The organism is Bacillus sp. FSL W8-0223 (assembly GCF_038006805.1).
Lineage (GTDB): Bacteria > Bacillota > Bacilli > Bacillales > DSM-4216 > Bacillus_O > Bacillus_O smithii.
Genome location: NZ_JBBOVX010000001.1, coordinates 1473603 through 1488557, shown reverse-complemented (window position 1 = coordinate 1488557; position 14955 = coordinate 1473603). Strand labels below are relative to the sequence as shown.

General features: G+C 41.3%; 12 protein-coding genes. All 12 read right to left on the bottom strand.

Features of this window, described 5'->3' with window-relative positions; genetic code table 11:
• Positions 1–472: 472 nt before the first annotated feature.
• The 12 genes from codY to NST81_RS07265 all read right to left on the bottom strand — a co-directional run bounded on the left by codY (position 473) and on the right by NST81_RS07265 (position 14640).
• Positions 473–1252, bottom strand: a complete 780-nt coding sequence (gene codY / locus NST81_RS07320; protein ID WP_048623155.1) for a GTP-sensing pleiotropic transcriptional regulator CodY — start codon at positions 1250–1252, stop codon at positions 473–475.
• A gap of 88 nt (positions 1253–1340) precedes the next feature.
• The gene (gene hslU, locus NST81_RS07315; protein WP_003354570.1) at positions 1341–2753 is read right to left on the bottom strand and encodes an HslU--HslV peptidase ATPase subunit; all 1413 of its coding nucleotides are present in this window, start codon (positions 2751–2753) and stop codon (positions 1341–1343) included.
• A 14-nt stretch (positions 2754–2767) separates the two neighbouring features.
• Complete coding sequence (hslV, locus tag NST81_RS07310) at positions 2768–3310, bottom strand: ATP-dependent protease subunit HslV (RefSeq protein WP_003354569.1); 543 nt, start codon at positions 3308–3310, stop codon at positions 2768–2770.
• A 21-nt stretch (positions 3311–3331) separates the two neighbouring features.
• Positions 3332–4225 carry a tyrosine recombinase XerC gene (gene xerC, locus NST81_RS07305; RefSeq protein ID WP_003354568.1) on the bottom strand — a complete coding sequence of 298 codons (894 nt, stop codon included), beginning with the start codon at positions 4223–4225 and terminating at the stop codon, positions 3332–3334.
• A gap of 59 nt (positions 4226–4284) precedes the next feature.
• Complete coding sequence (gene trmFO, locus NST81_RS07300) at positions 4285–5589, bottom strand: FADH(2)-oxidizing methylenetetrahydrofolate--tRNA-(uracil(54)-C(5))-methyltransferase TrmFO (protein ID WP_048623154.1); 1305 nt, start codon at positions 5587–5589, stop codon at positions 4285–4287.
• Between the two features lie 264 nt (positions 5590–5853).
• The gene (gene topA / locus NST81_RS07295; protein ID WP_048623153.1) at positions 5854–7929 is read right to left on the bottom strand and encodes a type I DNA topoisomerase; all 2076 of its coding nucleotides are present in this window, start codon (positions 7927–7929) and stop codon (positions 5854–5856) included.
• Positions 7930–8203: 274 nt separating this feature from the next.
• Positions 8204–9073 (bottom strand): DNA-processing protein DprA, encoded by an 870-nt coding sequence (gene dprA / locus NST81_RS07290; protein ID WP_048623152.1) that lies wholly within the window; start codon positions 9071–9073, stop codon positions 8204–8206.
• 414 nt (positions 9074–9487) lie between these two features.
• Positions 9488–10390, bottom strand: coding sequence for a succinate--CoA ligase subunit alpha (gene sucD, locus NST81_RS07285; RefSeq protein ID WP_048623151.1), 903 nt, complete (start codon positions 10388–10390; stop codon positions 9488–9490).
• Between the two features lie 16 nt (positions 10391–10406).
• On the bottom strand, positions 10407–11567 hold the full coding sequence (gene sucC, locus NST81_RS07280; RefSeq protein WP_048623150.1) for an ADP-forming succinate--CoA ligase subunit beta: 1161 nt from the start codon (positions 11565–11567) through the stop codon (positions 10407–10409).
• A gap of 183 nt (positions 11568–11750) precedes the next feature.
• Positions 11751–12044 carry an EscU/YscU/HrcU family type III secretion system export apparatus switch protein gene (locus tag NST81_RS07275; protein WP_048623149.1) on the bottom strand — a complete coding sequence of 98 codons (294 nt, stop codon included), beginning with the start codon at positions 12042–12044 and terminating at the stop codon, positions 11751–11753.
• Positions 12041–13855, bottom strand: a complete 1815-nt coding sequence (locus NST81_RS07270) for a hypothetical protein (RefSeq protein ID WP_048623148.1) — start codon at positions 13853–13855, stop codon at positions 12041–12043. Before NST81_RS07270 ends, NST81_RS07275 begins: the two co-directional genes overlap by 4 nt.
• Positions 13852–14640: a ribonuclease HII gene (locus NST81_RS07265; protein WP_048623147.1), complete on the bottom strand. Its 789-nt coding sequence runs from the start codon at positions 14638–14640 to the stop codon at positions 13852–13854. The genes NST81_RS07270 and NST81_RS07265 overlap by 4 nt, the downstream gene beginning before the upstream one ends.
• Positions 14641–14955: the final 315 nt, after the last annotated feature.

Sequence of the window (14955 nt, the reverse complement as noted above, 5' to 3'; positions counted from 1 at the left end):
GACAAAAATCTCAACATCCCTTTACCAATAATAACCTATGGGACATATTTGCACCATGACCTATTAACTAAAAAATCCTACAATGTAAAATATATCATATTTTTCCTTGTCGAAACACTGGGACTTTTTGCTCTTAATACACTTGTAATAATTCTGAATAGAAGGATAATTGTTATTATTAGTATAACGTTCTTTTGCTTTCAAAAAAATGCTATTCTCTTGTCTTTTTCTATCATGGATTTGTTTATACCACTTTATACGAAATGGTTGTTTCTTGTCATTTTTTGTCAATTATACGAATATAGCTGGTTCCTTTATCACATGCCCGTTATCATATGAAAGGGGTGCTGTATTTTCCCGTACTTTCCCATATGATTAAGATCCCTTTGTTCATTCAATTGAAAAAATTCACATTCGTCTTTTGTATTTATACTCATAAAAAAACCGCCGAAAAATCGGCGGTTGAACATGATTAATGAGATTTTAATTTTTCAAGTTCCACTAAAAATTTATCGTTTAATACTTTAATATAAGTACCTTTCATTCCAAGAGAGCGTGATTCGATCACTCCGGCACTTTCCAGTTTGCGAAGGGCGTTGACAATAACAGAACGGGTAATGCCGACACGGTCAGCGATTTTCGAAGCCACTAACAGCCCTTCTTTGCCGTCCAGTTCCTCAAATATATGTTCGATCGCTTCCAATTCACTGTAAGAGAGCGAACTGATAGCCATTTGAACAACCGCTTTGCTACGGGCTTCTTCTTCAATTTCTTCCGTTTTTTCACGTAAAATTTCCATTCCGACTACAGTAGCTCCATATTCCGCCAAGATCAAGTCATCGTCTGAAAATTGTTCATTCAAGCGGGCAAGTATGAGAGTTCCAAGACGCTCTCCTCCGCCCACGATTGGCACGATTGTTGTTAAGCCATTTCTGAACAAGTCTTTGTTCTCAACCGGAAAAGCAGTATATTCACTGTCGATATCCAAGTTTGGAGAAGTTTCTTTAATGTTGAACAAATTATTCGTATATTCTTCCGGAAAACGGCGTTCTTCCAGCATTTTTTTCATACGCTCATTTTCAATTTGCTGATGAACGGCAAATCCGAGCAATTTTCCTCGACGGCTTACCACAAACACGTTGGCTCCAATCACTTTGGCCATCGTGATCGCCATTTCTTTAAAATTCACAGGTTTTCCTGCAGCTTTTTGTAGCATCGCATTAATTTTTCTAGTTTTTGTTAATAGATCCATTACTGTTCCTCCTAATACTATTCAATTTTTATTTATGGTATGAACGTTGCATTTTCCCTATTTTATAACTCTGTCAAGAAGATTCAAACTAGAGTATAAACTGGCTTAAATCCTTATCCTTTGAAATAGCTGCTAATTTTTCATCCACATATTGAGGAGTGATTTGGATCGTTTCCAAATTGATATCCGGTGCTTCAAAGGATAAGTCTTCCAACAATTTTTCCATGATGGTTTGAAGTCTTCTGGCTCCAATATTATCAGTATTTTGATTAACCTTAAATGCAAGTTCAGCGATTCTTTTTATAGCATCGTCAGAAAATTCTATTTTTATACCTTCCGTTTCCAATAATGCTTGATATTGTTTAATCAAAGCATTATCAGGTTCAACAAGAATGCGTTGAAAATCTTCTACAGACAACTTTTGCAGTTCTACCCTGATCGGAAAGCGGCCCTGAAGTTCCGGTATGAGATCAGACGGTTTTGCCATATGGAAAGCACCCGCCGCAATGAACAAAATATAATCCGTTTTAATTGAACCATATTTGGTCGTCACAGTCGAGCCTTCTACGATTGGCAAAATATCTCTTTGAACACCTTCTCTCGATACATCGGCAGAAGAAGAGGTTCCATTTTTATTGGCGATTTTATCAATTTCATCGATGAAAATAATGCCAGTCTGTTCAGCACGATAGATGGCTTCTTGAACGACTTCGTCCATATCAATTAATTTTTGAGCTTCCTCATTGGTGAGTACTTTCCGCGCTTCTTTCACCGGCATTTTTCGTTTTTTCTTTTTCTTTGGCATAAGGCTGCCAAGGGCCTCTTGGAAGTTTTGCCCCATTTGTTCAATTCCGGACCCTTGCAGAAGGTCGAACATGGAAGGTTGTTGTTCTTCAATTTCAATGGTGACCAGTTCGTCTTCCAATTCCCCTTTTGCCAACCTTTCGGCAATTCTCTTGCGCTTTTCGTGGATATTTTGATCATTATCCGTGTCGCCCGCTTGATTTGATTCCATTTCTGTGCTGCTGCCGAATATCATTTCAAAAGGATTTTTATAGTGATGGGAATTGTTTTTGCCGGGAACGAGCAGTTCAACAAGCCGCCTGTTTGCCGCTTCTTCTGCACGTTCTTTTACCCCCAGCATTTTTTCTTCTTTTACCATACGGACCGAAACTTCCGCCAGATCACGGACCATTGATTCAACATCACGTCCCACATATCCGACTTCCGTGAATTTTGTCGCTTCTACTTTGACAAATGGAGCTCCGACTATTCGGGCAATTCGTCGAGCGATTTCCGTTTTACCGACTCCTGTCGGTCCAATCATCAAAATATTTTTCGGAATAATTTCATCCCGAACATGATCCGGAAGCAAACTGCGGCGATATCGATTTCTCAGTGCCACCGCCACTGCTTTCTTCGCTTCCTTTTGCCCGATGATATATTGATCAAGCCGATCGACAATTTGTTTTGGCGTTAATTCCAGAGCGCTTTTTTTCATGGAAACTCACCCCTTTACAGCTCTTCCACTATAATATGGTCATTCGTATAGACGCAAATTTCACCGGCAATTTCAAGAGCCGCTCTCGCAATTTCTTTCGCCGAAAGCTCATTTCCAGAAAATCTTTTTAAGGCACGGCCTGCAGCCAGTGCATAATTCCCTCCGGAACCAATCGCCAAAACACCGTCATCCGGTTCAATGACTTCCCCTGTTCCAGAGATGAGTAGAAGATCTTTTTGATCCATGACAATCAACATGGCCTCCAATTTTCGAAGCACTTTATCGCTTCGCCATTCTTTGGCAAGCTCCACAGCAGCCCTTTGCAGATTTCCATTATACTCTTGAAGCTTTCCTTCAAACATGTCGAATAAAGTAAAGGCATCCGCTACGCTTCCGGCAAAACCAGCAAGCACACGTCCGTTGAAAATTTTTCTGACTTTTCGAGCCGTGTGTTTCATGATTACGGCTTCGCCAAACGTGACTTGGCCATCCCCCGCCATTGCACATTGACCATTATGCTGTATGGCAAAAATGGTTGTCGCATGAAAATTGCTCACTGTCCTTCCTCCTTATCCGGACTAAGCCCGAGGATGATGATTTAAGTAACTCTTTCGCAAATGCTCATTCGTCACATGTGTGTACAACTGAGTAGACGATAAATGAGAATGGCCCAACAATTCCTGAACCGCTCGCAAATCCGCCCCATTATTCAACATATGCGTTGCAAAGGTGTGCCTTAACATATGAGGGTGAATTTTTCCAGACAATGATGCTTTTTTTATGATTTGATTTAAAATATGCCGTATGCCCCTGGGCGTTAATGGTCCACCGCGGGCATTCACAAATAAGGCGGAATGTTGATGGTCATTTTTTTGTATAAGTATGCTTCTAGATTTTTGTATGTAACGCTTGATGGCTTCTTCGGCAAAACTGCCAAAAGGGACATATCTTTCTTTTTTTCCCTTTCCTTTCACTAAAAGTGTACACAATTCGAAATCAATATCATTCATTTGAATATTAGCACACTCGCTTACGCGAATTCCGGTGGCGTATAATAGTTCCAGCAACGCTTTATTTCGGATGGCAAGGGGTTCCTCGCCTTCACAAGCAGCAAATAAAGCTTGCATTTCTTCATCATAAAAAAAGTCAGGCAGCCTTTTTCCTTTTTTAGGCTGGGACACAAGTAAAAATGGATTTCCAGTAATCTTATTTTCTCTTTCTAAAAAGCGATAAAAACTTCTTAAACTGGATATTTTTCTAGAAACGGTCGTTCTAGCCATTTGCTCTTCATATAACTTCGTCAAAAAAAGCCGGGCATCTATATACTCCACATCCTCGACCTTTTTGATACTTTGCTCAATCATGAACTTATAAAACTGCTCGATATCACGGCGATAATTGTCAATTGTATATTCGGAGTAGTTTTTTTCTATTTGCAAATACTGCAAAAAGAACTTCAACTCATCTTCCATGTTGGACACCTCACAGGGCTACTAAATAGTAACATATATCAGCAGCCCTTGCAATGTTTCTACAAACTTTTCACAAAGTTATGAATTGTTTCTAATGCTCGGCGTGCGTATTCCATATTTCTTTCTTTTTTATCACGAATTTTCTTCGGAAGTACAGGAAACAATCCAAAGTTCGCATTCATCGGTTGAAAATGGTCCGGATTAGCAGTCGTAATATAATGTGCCATACTGCCAATCGCCGTAACAGCAGGAAATTCCACAGGGTCTAAGCCTTTCGCCAGTCTTGCAGCGTTTAATCCTGCCACTAATCCGCTGGCAGCTGATTCTACATAACCTTCGACCCCCGTCATTTGTCCCGCAAAAAATAGAGTGTCCCGTTTACGAAATTGATAGGTCGCTTTTAACACCTTCGGAGAATTAATAAATGTATTTCGATGCATCACACCATAGCGGACAATTTCCGCATTTTCTAATCCAGGAATCAAACGGATGACTTCTTTTTGCGGTCCCCATTTCATATGAGTTTGGAATCCAACAATATTATACAATGTTCCAGCAGCATCATCCTGTCTCAATTGCACAACGGCAAACGGGCGTTTATTCGTTCGAGGATCTTCCAATCCAACTGGTTTTAAAGGTCCAAACAGCAGCGTCTTTTTCCCTCTTCGCGCCATCACTTCCACCGGCATGCAGCCTTCAAAATATTTTTCTTCTTCAAACTCTCTGAGAGGAACGGTTTCCGCCGCCAAAAGCGCTTCGTAAAAACGATTAAATTCTTCTTCCGTCATCGGACAGTTTAAGTAGGCCGCTTCCCCTTTATCATAGCGCGATTTTAAATATACTTTGTCCATATCGATGCTTTCTTTCTCAATGATCGGCGCCGCGGCATCATAAAAATAAAGATAATCTTCGCCAGTCAGCTCTTTTAATTTTTCTGACAACGAGGGGCTGGTCAGAGGACCGGTCGCAATAACCGTGATGCCTTCTGGTATTTCAGTCACTTCTTCCGTAAAAACTGTCACGTTCGAGTGGTTTTTGACTCGTTCTGTCACGTTGGCCGCAAATTCATGGCGGTCAACCGCAAGCGCTCCGCCTGCAGGTACCTGGCAATCATCAGCAGAACGAATGATAACGGAATTGAGTGCCCTCATTTCTTCTTTTAGTACGCCTACCGCATTGGTAAGCGTATTGGCCCGCAAAGAGTTGGAACATACCAGTTCCGCAAATTTATCGGTATGATGAGCCGGTGTTTGTTTGACCGGCCTCATTTCATAAAGATTGACCTTTAATCCCCGTTCTGCGATTTGGAACGCGGCTTCGCTTCCGGCAAGACCGGCTCCTACTACATTTACTGTTTGTGTCATATTTATATTGCCTCCTGATAGATGAACCTTATCGTTTTACTGTCTCTTCTTTATCCCGTATGGATTTTACAACAGCTGAATCGTCAAAAAAAGCGTTTTGCTTACCACGAAGAAAGAGTGAGCGATTTTGCCCACCCTTCCGTGATCTTATTGGAATCTTAACATTCCTCACACGAGGCTGTTTTACGGACTGCTTTTGCTGCAGGCATTTTCGGAACGAAAGGACAAAGAACGCCCACATTCAATCATGCAGCCAAATTCCATTTATTGTTGCGGTTGTTCTTTATATTCACACTGTGTACATTGAACTTGCACACCTTTTTTTAATTTTTTTTCTACTAACAGTCCTTCGCATTTCGGGCATTTACGATCAATCGGTTTATCCCATGAAAGAAAATCGCATTCCGGATAACGGTCGCAGCCGTAAAAAATCCGGCTTTTTTTGCTTTTTCTTTCTATTATATTTCCTTTATGGCATTTCGGGCATTTCACTCCGATTTCTTTCACTATCGGCTTAGTGTTTCGGCATTCCGGAAAATTGCTGCAGGCCATAAACTTTCCGTATCTGCCCATTTTAAATACCATCGGGCTTCCGCATCGTTCGCAATCTTCCCCGGCATACTCATCTTTTATTTCTACTTTTTCCATTTCTTGTTCTGCTTTATCCAAATGTTTTTCAAAGCCTTTGTAAAAATCATCTATGACTTTGATCCACTCTACTTTTCCTTCTTCGATTTCATCCAATTCCTTTTCCATATTGGCCGTAAATTCCACATCTACAATTTCCGAGAAAAACTCAAGCAATAATTCATAGACAATTTCGCCAAGCTCTGTGGGAACAAAGCGTTTATTATCTAAAGACACATAGCCTCGTTTTTGTATCGTATCAAGAGTAGGAGCATAGGTGGATGGCCGTCCAATTCCAAGCTCCTCCAGCGTTTTCACTAAACGAGCTTCCGTATATCTTGGCGGTGGTTGTGTAAAATGCTGTACAGGTTCAATTTTTTCCGAATTTACTCTATCACCTTTTTGTAAATCAGGCAACCAATTTTCCTTTTCTTCTTTGTTATCGTCCGTTCCTTCCACATAAACTTTCATAAATCCCGGAAATTTTATTTTCGAACCATTTGCCCGAAACATGACCCCATTTTGCAGAAGATCCACACTGATGGTATCCATGATCGCAGGAGCCATTTGACTAGCTACAAAACGCTCCCAAATCAGTTTATACAGTTTAAATTGATCTCTGGTTAAATATTCTTTTATTTTCGCCGGCTCTCTAAATGTGCTGGTAGGCCGAATCGCTTCATGGGCATCTTGGGCATTTGTTTGCTTTCTTTCTTTTCGCTTTTCCGTTGGAGTATAGTTTTTTCCAAAATGTTCTTCTATATACTGTAAAGATTCTTTCTGAGCCACTTCCGATATACGTGTCGAATCGGTTCTCATGTACGTAATCAAACCGACCGTGCCTTCTTTTCCCAGATCAATCCCTTCATAAAGCTGCTGGGCGATCATCATTGTTTTCTTCGCACGGAAATTAAGCTTTCTGGCAGCTTCTTGCTGTAAAGAAGATGTGGTAAAAGGCGGAGCAGGGTTTCGTTTTCGTTCTTTTTTCGTAACGCTATCAACCGTGAATTCTTCTCCGTTAAGTTTGGCTAAAATTTCCTTTACTTGCTCCTCTGATTTCACATCCTGTTTTTTTCCATCGATCCCGTAAAACGAAGCTTGAAAACGATCGCTATTTTTTCGAAAGACTGCTTCGATCGTCCAATATTCCTCCGGCTTAAAATTCTGAATTTCTTTTTCTCGATCGATGATAAGCCGAAGTGCAACCGATTGAACTCGGCCTGCGCTCAATCCTTTTTTTACTTTCTTCCAAAGCAGCGGGCTTATTTTATACCCTACGAGACGATCCAGCACCCTGCGCGCCTGCTGGGCATCGACCAAATCCATATTGATCGGCCGTGGATGTTTGAAAGATTCTTTAATGGCATCTTTTGTGATTTCATTAAAAACTACACGGCAATCAGAGTCTATATCAAGGTTTAAGCTGTGAGCCAGATGCCATGCAATGGCTTCTCCTTCACGGTCCGGGTCGGCGGCAAGATAAACTTTTTTCGCCTTTTTGGCTGCTGATTTCAGCTCTTTTAAGATGGCGCCTTTTCCGCGAATAGTAATATATTTTGGTTCAAAACGATTTTTTATATCAACTCCCATTTGGCTTTTAGGCAAATCGCGGACATGCCCCATGGAAGCCTTCACTTTATATTTTTTCCCCAAATATTTTTCAATGGTTTTTGCTTTTGCTGGGGATTCCACTATTACGAGATAATCTGACATGTGTAAACCTCCCCTAACGGGTAAAAATGGAAACATTTATACGAAAGATATACCCACTGATTAGAGGCATCTTCCGTTTGTAATGTTTTCTCTCGTTTTTCAGTTTTCATAATTTTGGAAACTTGTTTGCGAGTATTCTGTTGCACAATGTATAACAGAATGAAAAGAAATGCAACCTTTTTACATAAAAAATCTGTTTTTCATTCATAATCCGTTGTGGATGAAAAAATTCCTATTTTCATTTTTATGTTGAAATTTTTTTCTTTGCCTCCATTTAAAAAGCCTTTATAATATCTTCGGCGTTTCTAACGAGATGAGCTCCATCCGCAATTAAATCATGTGTGCCTTCGGAAAGGGGATCAAAAATGGCGCCGGGGACTGCAAACACTTCTTTTCCTTGCTCCAAAGCATGCTGAACGGTGATCAAAGATCCGCTCCGCTTTCCTGCCTGTATGACCACCGTACCAATCGTCATACCGCTAATAATTCGATTTCGTTCCGGAAAATGCCACTTTTTCGGTTTCCTATTTGGCGGATATTCTGAAATTAAAAGCCCTTTTTCCGCAATAAGTTTCGCTAAAGGAGCGTTTTCTTTCGGATAAAGATGAAAAAAGCCGCCGCCAAGTACAGCAATGGTTTTCCCGCCAGCTTGTAAGGCCGCTTGGTGGCTGAAGGAATCAATACCGGAAGCCAAACCGCTGACAATAATAAATTTTTCCTCTACCAACGGCGGTATAAACTCGGAGATGACTTTTTTTCCATAATCATTTCCTTTTCTGGATCCAACAAACGCAATCTTTTTCTCATCAGATAAAAGCCGGGAATCTCCTGCTGCATAAAGACCCCAAGGCGGAGTGGGGATTTGCTTTAACAAGCGAGGATAATTAGAATCATATATGGGAAAAAACTTAATTTGATAAAGATTATATATATTCAACGATCGATGAATGTCAAAGGAATGGATTTCGTGATAAATCTGAAGAGATTTTTCCAAGGGGATGGACAAAACTTCACTGAAATGGCGGGCAGAATAAGAGTAGATATGTTTCAACGAAGGATCGGCCTTTAACAGGCGAAAGATTCTGTTCCAAGTCATCGACGGGCAATGAGATAAATGAAACAGTTTTTGCGACAATTCATCCATAAAAGTCCTCCTTTTTTGGTTCAACTAACCATCACCGGTCTCTTGACGGAAGTTTCCTTTATCGCACATGAACGGGCAGGAAGCCCCTTCTTCAATATTGGCAAGTCTAATATTGGTTCAATGGGGAAACTCTTCCGAATGTCTGATTGGTTCTTAATACAGCGTCCTTTTTACAAATTGGGGTCAATACATTGAGGCATCTAAAGGAACGGAACGGTAGAAAACGAACTTTTTACTAAATTAAGCACCGAAACAATCTTGTACTAAGAAATATTCTTACTCCTAGTTAAGCTTGATAAGCCGTTGGGACTTTTCAGCAATGGTTGGTTGCAGAACCACCGATTGCTTTTCCCAACGGCCGACTATTACAAGTATTTTGACAAAAAAAGATTGTCTGTTTAAACTTCATTTTGGTCAATGGGTCTTACATTGTTCGTACAGTCCTGCCTCTTTAATGGCTTCAATCAATGTTTCGCCTATTTTCGCCGGCGTATCCGCTATTTTAATGCCGCATTCTTTCATCACGCGGATTTTTTCATCCGCCGTCCCTTTGCCGCCTGAAATAATCGCGCCGGCATGACCCATACGTTTACCCGGAGGGGCCGTCCTTCCACCGATAAATCCGACAACCGGCTTTTTCATATTGGCTTTTATCCAGCGGGCCGCGTCTTCCTCTGCGGTACCACCGATTTCTCCAATCAGAATGACGGCATAAGTGTCGGGATCATGATTAAACTCTTTTAAAACATCAATAAAATTCGTTCCGTTGACAGGATCTCCTCCGATCCCGACGGCTGAAGATTGGCCAATACCGGCTTGTGACAATTGGTGCACAGCTTCATACGTTAAAGTTCCAGACCGGGAAACGACGCCGACATGGCCTTTTTTATGAATATATCCGGGCATAATGCCAATTTTGCATTCTTCCGGTGTAATAACGCCTGGACAGTTGGGACCAATTAACCGTGTTTTCTTTCCTTCCATAAAGCGTTTTACTTGAACCATATCCAAAACGGGAATATGCTCTGTGATGCAGACGACCAATTCCAGTTCGGCATCTACTGCTTCCATAATCGCGTCGGCAGCAAAAGGCGCAGGTACATAAATAACCGATGCGTTTGCCCCGGTGGTTTCCACGGCTTCTTTCACAGTATTAAATACGGGCACCCCTTCTATTTCCGTGCCACCTTTACCAGGTGAAGTACCGCCCACAATTTTCGTACCATATTCCAGCATTTGTTTTGTATGAAATCGAGCAGTAGATCCGGTAATTCCTTGAACAATGACTTTTGTTTCTTTATTCACATATACACTCATTTTTTCCCCGCCTTTCTTAACCTACTTGTTCCACTATTTTTTGTGCTCCATCCGCCATGGATTCTGCGGCTATAATATGAAGACCAGATTCATTTAAAATTTTCTTGCCTAGATCCACGTTGGTTCCTTCTAGACGTACCACAAGCGGAACTTGCAAGCCAAGTTCTTTAGCGGCTTCGACAATACCCGTCGCGATGATGTCGCATTTCATAATGCCTCCAAAAATATTGACAAATATCCCTTTTACATTGGGATCAGATAATATAATCTTAAAGGCTTCCGTTACTTTCTCAGCTGTAGCGCCGCCCCCGACATCGAGGAAATTCGCTGGCTCACCGCCGTAATATTTAATAATATCCATAGTTGCCATCGCAAGACCAGCTCCATTTACCATGCAACCGATATTGCCTTCAAGAGAAATGTAGCTTAAATCATATTTAGAAGCTTCGATTTCTTTTGGATCTTCTTCGTCTAAATCGCGGTATTCAAGGATATCTTTATGGCGATACAGAGCATTTGAGTCAAAGTTAAGCTTTGCATCCAACGCCATGACTTTTCCGTCGCCGGTCACAACAAGCGGATTAATTTCTGCAATGGAACAGTCTTTCTCAACAAATACTTTGTAAAGACCCAGCATGAAATTCGCCGCTTGATTCACCAGTTCATTTGGAATGTTGATATGGAAAGCAATCCTGCGGGCTTGGAAAGGTGTTAATCCCGTTAATGGATCTATCGTCTCTTTGAAAATTTTCTCAGGTGTCTTCGTAGCCACTTCTTCTATTTCCGTACCGCCTTCTTCTGAAGCCATTAATACAACGCGGGAAGCGGCACGGTCCAGCACGATCCCCACATAATATTCTTTCTTTATATCGCAGCCTTCTTCAATAAGTAAGCGCTTTACTTCTTTGCCTTTTGGACCAGTTTGATGTGTGACAAGTGTTTTCCCCAACAATTCCTCCGCATATGTACGAACTTCATCTAAGTTTTTCGCAATTTTGACGCCGCCTGCTTTTCCACGTCCCCCAGCATGAATCTGCGCTTTCACAACCCAAACATCCGTCCCCAGTTCTTTAGCGGCTTCGACTGCTTCTTCCACAGAAAAAGCCGCTTTGCCGTTTGGAACCGCCACCCCATACTTTCTGAGTATTTCTTTTCCTTGGTACTCATGGATATTCATTCATTCCATCCTCCTATTAACAACCAATAATGGACTGCGTATTGTTTATTTTATAAAAACTCTGACTATTTGTCTAGCTCTTCTCTCATTTTATCAGCATTTATGTCTTTTTTTTTGTATTTTATGTCCCTATTCTTCTCTTTTACTTTAATAATTGCGAAAAAGAACCGGCATTCCGCCGGTTCACTCATTATGCCCTTCTTTCTCTGCTTTATCCAACCGATAAATAAAGGCAAAAACTTCTGCAACTGCTTGATACAGTTCTTCCGGTATCGCTGTAGACAATTCCAGTTTGCAAAGCAATTCCACTAAATTACGGTCTTCTTGAATGGGAATATGGTTTTCTTTAGCTTTTTCAATAATCGCCTCAGCCGTTTTGCCCGACCCTTTAGCGATAAGAATTGGAGCTTGATGCTTATGAGGATCATAAGAAAGAGCAGCTGCTTGTTTTCGTTTTATTCCGTTTTCTTTTTTCATATCAAAATATTCACTCCGGTCGAAAATGGATCTTGCATCATTTCCTGAAGGATCATTTTCCCGTTTTTTTCATCTAAAGGTTTAAACTGGACAGAAGATAATTGGTAGCGAATCTGTTGCAATCCTTCTTTTAAGTTGGATAGAAGCGGAGAGGCAATCGTTTTTAGTTCCGGGTTGTCGTTCATTATAAGGAGAGTGACGATACGGTTTTGAACTTGCATATCGACAACAACCTCCTTTAAATTTTTCAAATCCAAATAAAAAAGAATTCGGCAATAGTCCGGGTCAAGCTTTCCGTCTTTGTTCTTTTTTCCAGACCATTTTATCGTCAAATCTGTGTTGAGCCCGAAAAAAGAAAGAGGAAAATTCATGACAATGGTTTGAGCGGCTCCCAGATCGTTTGATAAAATCGGGTATGCATTCAGCCTCGCCAATAGTTTTTCGGCGCTGTCTTTGATCTCTCCGGAAGCCTGGTCTTTTACAAGATCGGCCAGCTGTGGTTTTAAAACTTCTTTCCAATTTTCAGTGAAAGATAAAAGGTTGGATTCGTAATCGGCGCCCAATAATTTCATCATCGTTTTCAAGAGAGCAAAAGCATCCTTGCCTGTTAAATGATTTTCCGTCTCTTGTTTTACTTTTTCCCACAAGCCTTGGAACAGTTTTTCCCCTTCGCTTAAGCTATCTAAGGGAAGCTGTCTCGTACGGTCAGCCTCCTGTTCCACTAGTTTTAGCAGCTGGCCTTCCGAAACTGTCAGCAAAGCAGCCAGTTTCTTTAATGAGATTTCACCGTTTTCCGGAATGGATGCCGCCTCCTTCAGCAATGCCGAATAAACTTTTTCAGCCCATTCCGTTGTCTGCGACTGTTTCGATCCACTCTCACGCAAAATATCACGAACCAATTCTTGCTGGGCGGGATCCAGCCGGGATAAAAAGGATGAAAGCTGTTTTCTTCCAATCTCCCCCGATGAAAAAAGCCGTTGAAAGGAATCATCATCCGTTGAAGAAGAAAATAAAGAATTCAGCCATTTGATCGCCAAATCGGACAGTCGAACACCGTTTTGTTCTTCTTTCGGCAAAAATCCCCACTTTTGAAGCAAATCAGCTGCGGCATCTTGTTCGGATGGACCGCCGCTTTCCAGAAGCGCAAGAAACTTTTGGAAAAACTTCATTGCCAATAATTTTGTGGAAGGATCCTTTATTTGATGAAGCGTGTTCATCAATGGGGGCACAAGATCTCCTTCAGGCGATGAAGACGCCATCTGTTCCCTTAATGCCGACAACAATGAATGGGTGCTGCCCGTCTCCCCCATTACTGACATCAATGAATTAAAGACGCTTTTCGTAAATGGGAGGGAACGATCCATCATCAACTTTAAAATGTCAAGCCCTGCTTTTGTATCCGTCAGCTTCAGCCATTGGGCTGCATTTTCCATTTTTTCTTTTGTCAGCACCCATTGTTCAGCCGCCATTTTTTCTGCAATCGCCTTGATCTCCGGAGAAACGGGAAGAGAAAGTTTTTTCACAAGACTTTCGGCCGCAAGTTTAGGGTCCGTCCCCATTTCTGCTGCATTGGCAAGCACTTTTAAGTGCAAACCATTTTTCACCGTGGCTACTATAAACCAGTACCGTTCTCCGGCTTGGAGCGGAACTTCCATTTTAGCGAACATCTTTTGTCCTTTTATATTGATTTCTGCCATATTTTGCGGAAGCCACCGGACAATTTTGGCCGAAAACATTTCTCCTGTCTGAAAATGGACTTGTCTTTCCTGAGGGATCCCTTTGAGGGAAACAATACTTTGCAAAATATTCAATGAATCTTCTCCCCTTTTAGGCTCTCCACGATTTCTTTCACCGGAGAAAAGGATAGGCGATGGATGTCTGAAGGGCCGTATATTTTCAAACCATCGAGATGCTCCTTCGTTCCGTAGCCCATGTTTTGATCAAATCCGTAATAGGGGTACTTCTTTGCGAACTGTTCCATCATCCTGTCTCTTACCACTTTCGCAACAATCGATGCGGCGGCAATCGAAGCACTTTTAGTGTCTCCTTTTATAATAGATTCTTGAGGAACAGAAAGCGGGAGAGTCATGGCATCGATCAGCAAATAATCCGGAGTTCGAGTGAGCGATTGTACAGCCATCTGCATTGCTTTTTTTGTCGCTTGATAGATGTTCAATTGGTCAATTTCCTTATGGTCCACAATCCCGATTCCTATGTCTGCATGTTGTTTAATATATGTATAATAGGATTCTCGTTTTGCTTTACTCAGTTTTTTAGAATCATTGAGACCCGGCAAATAAAAATCTTCCGACAAAATGACCGCCGCCGCTACAACGGGTCCGGCAAGCGGCCCTCTGCCAACTTCATCGATCCCGGCAATAATCGAATAACCTTTTTTTTTGGCTTTATTTTCATAAGTAAATAGTGATCGAAATTGTTCTTTTTCTCTCTGTTTCTTTTCTTGTTCTTTATACCAAGCCTGAATCAGTTTTTGCACTCCTTTTCGCTCATCACGCAGCCATTCCCGAAATAACGGGTCATCCTCAGACTCGATCTCTTTGATTTTTTCTTTGATTTCCCCAATTGTCAGGCTCATATACCGTCTCCTCCTTTTTGAAATGGAACGGAAATCTTTCAAAACTATTACTTCTATTCTAAGAATCCCTTTTCTTTCTATCTGGATAAAAGGACAGAATAAACATCCAAAACTTCGAATCGTCAGCTGAATTTCATCAGAAAATGCTCGATATTGGATAAGGGGCATGTCCCCTCTTGGTTTTATTATCGGCTTTTCACAATAAAAAATAAAGACCCGCTAAGAGGGTCTTGAGTCTGTCGTGGACATCGTCCGATTCATTTAACTTTGAAGCGTCCATATGGAAAAAATTCAGCTTCTCCCCAAAAAGCTTCG